Genomic DNA, 5,647 nt, shown 5'->3' on the forward strand with positions numbered 1-5,647 from the left:
GTTGACGGGACACGGAATTGCGGTAAGATGATCGGCCCGGTTGGTAGCCAGTACGGACCCCGGGGCGGCAAGAAAAAGATTCGGTTGAGGTGTTGACGGAATCGAAACTTGCTGTAAGATGTGCGGCTCACTCGGGTGCTTCGGCAACGAGTACGGAAGAAGGCGCTGAGGCCGCTTCCGAGGATCTTTGACAGTGTGCGCAGGTGACTTGTGCGGGCGTCTGGCCGGTGGATGGTTGTCCATCAGCAGACGTTCGAAACAGAGTCCCAAATCAATTCAAGAAAGCATGCAAATGCGAGTAATCGAGTAATTTGGGCCTGGATAGACGACTGCACTCGAAGCATTGACGAGATCTTCGGATCGAGTCGCAATACTTAAGTGAAGAGTTTGATCCTGGCTCAGAGTGAACGCTGGCGGCAGGCCTAACACATGCAAGTCGAACGGCAGCACAGAGGAGCTTGCTCCTTGGGTGGCGAGTGGCGGACGGGTGAGGATAGCGTCGGAATCTGCCTATTTGTGGGGGATAACGTAGGGAAACTTACGCTAATACCGCATACGACCTACGGGTGAAAGCGGAGGACCTTCGGGCTTCGCGCAGATAGATGAGCCGACGTCGGATTAGCTAGTTGGCGGGGTAAAGGCCCACCAAGGCGACGATCCGTAGCTGGTCTGAGAGGATGATCAGCCACACTGGAACTGAGACACGGTCCAGACTCCTACGGGAGGCAGCAGTGGGGAATATTGGACAATGGGCGCAAGCCTGATCCAGCCATGCCGCGTGTGTGAAGAAGGCCTTCGGGTTGTAAAGCACTTTTGTCCGGAAAGAAAAGCACTGGGTTAATACCCTGGTGTCATGACGGTACCGGAAGAATAAGCACCGGCTAACTTCGTGCCAGCAGCCGCGGTAATACGAAGGGTGCAAGCGTTACTCGGAATTACTGGGCGTAAAGCGTGCGTAGGCGGTTCGTTAAGTCTGATGTGAAAGCCCTGGGCTCAACCTGGGAACTGCATTGGATACTGGCGACCTAGAATGTGGTAGAGGGTGGCGGAATTCCCGGTGTAGCAGTGAAATGCGTAGATATCGGGAGGAACATCCGTGGCGAAGGCGGCCACCTGGACCAACATTGACGCTGAGGCACGAAAGCGTGGGGAGCAAACAGGATTAGATACCCTGGTAGTCCACGCCCTAAACGATGCGAACTGGATGTTGGGTGCAACTAGGCACTCAGTATCGAAGCTAACGCGTTAAGTTCGCCGCCTGGGAAGTACGGTCGCAAGACTGAAACTCAAAGGAATTGACGGGGGCCCGCACAAGCGGTGGAGTATGTGGTTTAATTCGATGCAACGCGAAGAACCTTACCTGGCCTTGACATGCACGGAACTTTCCAGAGATGGATTGGTGCCTTCGGGAACCGTGACACAGGTGCTGCATGGCTGTCGTCAGCTCGTGTCGTGAGATGTTGGGTTAAGTCCCGCAACGAGCGCAACCCTTGTCCTTAGTTGCCAGCACGTAATGGTGGGAACTCTAAGGAGACCGCCGGTGACAAACCGGAGGAAGGTGGGGATGACGTCAAGTCATCATGGCCCTTACGGCCAGGGCTACACACGTACTACAATGGTAGGGACAGAGGGCTGCAAACCCGCGAGGGTGAGCCAATCCCAGAAACCCTATCTCAGTCCGGATTGGAGTCTGCAACTCGACTCCATGAAGTCGGAATCGCTAGTAATCGCAGATCAGCATTGCTGCGGTGAATACGTTCCCGGGCCTTGTACACACCGCCCGTCACACCATGGGAGTGGGTTGCTCCAGAAGTAGCTAGTCTAACCGCAAGGGGGACGGTTACCACGGAGTGATTCATGACTGGGGTGAAGTCGTAACAAGGTAGCCGTATCGGAAGGTGCGGCTGGATCACCTCCTTTAGAGACTAAAGACAGCAAATTGCCTGTCAGACGTCCGCACAAGTGACCTGCATTCAGAGTTCCCGGAAATCGCCACAGGGTGATTTTCCGCGGGAATGTCCCGTTTTAATGGGGCTTTAGCTCAGCTGGGAGAGCACCTGCTTTGCAAGCAGGGGGTCGTCGGTTCGATCCCGACAAGCTCCACCACTTGGCAAGACACATTGGGTCTGTAGCTCAGGTGGTTAGAGCGCACCCCTGATAAGGGTGAGGCCGGTGGTTCGAGTCCTCCCAGACCCACCACATCCCGCAAGAACTCTGAACTGCGCACACATAAAGATCTGAAAGCGGACGGGCATTGTGGCCCGCACCGCGTTCTCTGAAAACTGGGACGTAGCGAGCGTTTTGAGACGGAATGTCCAAGATGTGTCGTAGAGGCTAAGGCGGGGGACTTGATCCCCTAAATATTTGAAGTGTAATCGTTGTGTTCGCAACGATGTAATCCTGAGGCGACTTGGGGTTATATGGTCAAGCGAATAAGCGCACACGGTGGATGCCTTGGCGGTCAGAGGCGATGAAGGACGTGATAGCCTGCGAAAAGCGTGGGGGAGCTGGCAATAAGCATTGATCCCGCGATGTCCGAATGGGGAAACCCACCTCGCAAGAGGTATCGTGCAGTGAATACATAGCTGTACGAAGCGAACCCGGAGAACTGAAATATCTAAGTACCCGGAGGAAAAGAAATCAACCGAGATTCCCTGAGTAGTGACGAGCGAACGGGGAACAGCCCTTAAGTTGATTGAGTTTTAGCAAAACGAGTTGGAAAGCTCGGCCATAGACGGTGACAGCCCGGTATGCGAAAAGACTCTTTCGATGAAATCGAGTAGGGCGGGGCACGAGAAACCCTGTCTGAACATGGGGGGACCATCCTCCAAGGCTAAATACTCCTGACCGACCGATAGTGAACCAGTACCGTGAGGGAAAGGCGAAAAGAACCCTGGTGAAGGGAGTGAAATAGACCCTGAAACCGTGTGCGTACAAGCAGTAGGAGCTCGAAAGAGTGACTGCGTACCTTTTGTATAATGGGTCAGCGACTTACTGTTCGTGGCAAGCTTAACCGTATAGGGGAGGCGAAGGGAAACCGAGTCTGATAAGGGCGCATAGTCGCGGGCAGTAGACCCGAAACCGGGTGATCTAGTCATGCCCAGGGTGAAGGTCAGGTAACACTGACTGGAGGCCCGAACCCACTCCCGTTGCAAAGGTAGGGGATGAGGTGTGATTAGGAGTGAAAAGCTAATCGAACCCGGAGATAGCTGGTTCTCCTCGAAAGCTATTTAGGTAGCGCCTCATATGTATCCTCTCGGGGGTAGAGCACTGTTATGGCTAGGGGGTCATTGCGACTTACCAAACCATTGCAAACTCCGAATACCGAGACGGACTGTATGGGAGACACACGGCGGGTGCTAACGTCCGTCGTGAAAAGGGAAACAACCCAGACCCACAGCTAAGGTCCCAAATTTATCGCTAAGTGGTGAACGATGTGGAAAGGCACAGACAGCCAGGAGGTTGGCTTAGAAGCAGCCACCCTTTAAAGAAAGCGTAATAGCTCACTGGTCGAGTCGGTCTGCGCGGAAGATTTAACGGGGCTAAGCGATAAACCGAAGCTTGGGGTGCACAACTTGTTTGTGCGCGGTAGAGGAGCGTTCCGTAAGCCGTTGAAGGTGGATTGAGAAGTCTGCTGGAGGTATCGGAAGTGCGAATGCTGACATGAGTAACGATAATGCGGGTGAAAAGCCCGCACGCCGAAAGCCCAAGGTTTCCTTGCGCAACGTTAATCGACGCAGGGTGAGTCGGCCCCTAAGGCGAGGCAGAAATGCGTAGTCGATGGGAAGCTGGTTAATATTCCAGCACCTCGCGTAAGTGCGATGGAGGGACGGAGAAGGTTAGGTGTACCGGGCGTTGGTTGTCCCGGAGAAAGCAGGTAGGTGGATCCCTTAGGCAAATCCGGGGGGTCTTAACACCGAGCAGCGAGACGAGTCCTTTAGGACGAAGTCACCGATACCACGCTTCCAGGAAAAGCTCCTAAGCTTCAGCTTACGCAGACCGTACCGTAAACCGACACAGGTGGGCAGGATGAGAATTCTCAGGCGCTTGAGAGAACTCGGGTGAAGGAACTAGGCAACATGGCACCGTAACTTCGGGAGAAGGTGCACCCCCCTCGGTGGCTCGTGCGAGCTATAGCTGAGAGGGGTCGCAGTGACCAGGCCGCTGCGACTGTTTATCAAAAACACAGCACTCTGCAAACACGAAAGTGGACGTATAGGGTGTGACGCCTGCCCGGTGCTGGAAGGTTAATTGATGGGGTCAGCCGCAAGGCGAAGCTCTTGATCGAAGCCCCAGTAAACGGCGGCCGTAACTATAACGGTCCTAAGGTAGCGAAATTCCTTGTCGGGTAAGTTCCGACCTGCACGAATGGCGTAACGACAGCGGCGCTGTCTCCACCCGAGACTCAGTGAAATTGAAATCGCTGTGAAGATGCAGCGTTCCCGTGGCAAGACGGAAAGACCCCGTGAACCTTTACTATAGCTTTACACTGAACGTTGAGTTCGTCTGTGTAGGATAGGTGGGAGGCTATGAAACCTTGGCGCTAGCTGAGGTGGAGCCATCCTTGAAATACCACCCTGTCGTGCTTGACGTTCTAACCTAGGTCCGTTATCCGGATCGGGGACCGTGTATGGTGGGTAGTTTGACTGGGGCGGTCTCCTCCCAAAGTGTAACGGAGGAGCACGAAGGTACGCTCAGCGCGGTCGGACATCGCGCACTGTGTGCAAAGGCATAAGCGTGCTTGACTGCAAGATCGACGGATCAAGCAGGTACGAAAGTAGGTCTTAGTGATCCGGTGGTTCTGTATGGAAGGGCCATCGCTCAACGGATAAAAGGTACTCCGGGGATAACAGGCTGATACCGCCCAAGAGTTCATATCGACGGCGGTGTTTGGCACCTCGATGTCGGCTCATCACATCCTGGGGCTGTAGTCGGTCCCAAGGGTATGGCTGTTCGCCATTTAAAGTGGTACGCGAGCTGGGTTCAGAACGTCGTGAGACAGTTCGGTCCCTATCTGCCATGGGCGTTGGAGATTTGAGAGGGGCTGCTCCTAGTACGAGAGGACCGGAGTGGACGAACCTCTGGTGTTCCGGTTGTCACGCCAGTGGCATTGCCGGGTAGCTATGTTCGGAAGCGATAACCGCTGAAAGCATCTAAGCGGGAAGCGCGCCTCAAGATGAGATCTCCCGGGAGCTTGACTCCCCTAAAGGAACCATCAAGACCAGGTGGTTGATAGGCAGGGTGTGTAAGTGCAGCAATGCATTGAGCTAACCTGTACTAATGATCCGTGTGGCTTGACCATATAACCTCAAGTGGCCTTGGACTCGACGACGCGTCGACGACATTCCAAACCAATTTCGCTACGTCCCAACTTATTCGCCGAAGGCTGACCGCAGTACGGGTCCGTCCGAAGCAACCAAACGAGAGCGTGCGCGCAACTCAATACACCGAGACCTGCGACCCTCCACCCTCTCCCTGGTGACAATAGCTGTGTGGAACCACCCGATCCCATCCCGAACTCGGAAGTGAAACGCACATGCGCCGATGGTAGTGTGGCTTAAGCCATGCAAGAGTAGGTCATCGCCAGGGGCTTTATTGAAAGGCAACCCCCACCTCGCAAGAGGTGGGGGTTTTGTCTTTTCCGGAT

Annotated in this window: 2 tRNA genes and 3 rRNA genes; all 5 read left to right on the top strand. The window is 54.5% G+C overall.

The features are described from left to right. Positions 1–375 precede the first annotated feature (375 nt). The 5 genes from EER27_RS16715 to rrf all read left to right on the top strand — a co-directional run bounded on the left by EER27_RS16715 (position 376) and on the right by rrf (position 5,589). A 16S ribosomal RNA gene (locus EER27_RS16715) occupies positions 376–1,920 on the top strand. Positions 1,921–2,030: 110 nt separating this feature from the next. Continuing rightward, positions 2,031–2,106 (top strand) — tRNA-Ala (locus tag EER27_RS16720). Between the two features lie 16 nt (positions 2,107–2,122). Further along, a tRNA-Ile gene (locus tag EER27_RS16725) sits at positions 2,123–2,199 on the top strand. A gap of 223 nt (positions 2,200–2,422) precedes the next feature. Beyond that, positions 2,423–5,302 (top strand): 23S ribosomal RNA (locus EER27_RS16730). A 172-nt stretch (positions 5,303–5,474) separates the two neighbouring features. Beyond that, positions 5,475–5,589: ribosomal RNA gene (rrf, locus tag EER27_RS16735) — 5S ribosomal RNA — on the top strand. Together the 16S, 23S and 5S rRNA genes with 2 tRNA genes alongside form the textbook arrangement of a ribosomal RNA operon. Positions 5,590–5,647: the final 58 nt, after the last annotated feature.

Source organism: Montanilutibacter psychrotolerans, assembly GCF_003719825.1.
In the GTDB taxonomy this organism is placed as follows: Bacteria; Pseudomonadota; Gammaproteobacteria; order Xanthomonadales; family Xanthomonadaceae; genus Montanilutibacter; species Montanilutibacter psychrotolerans.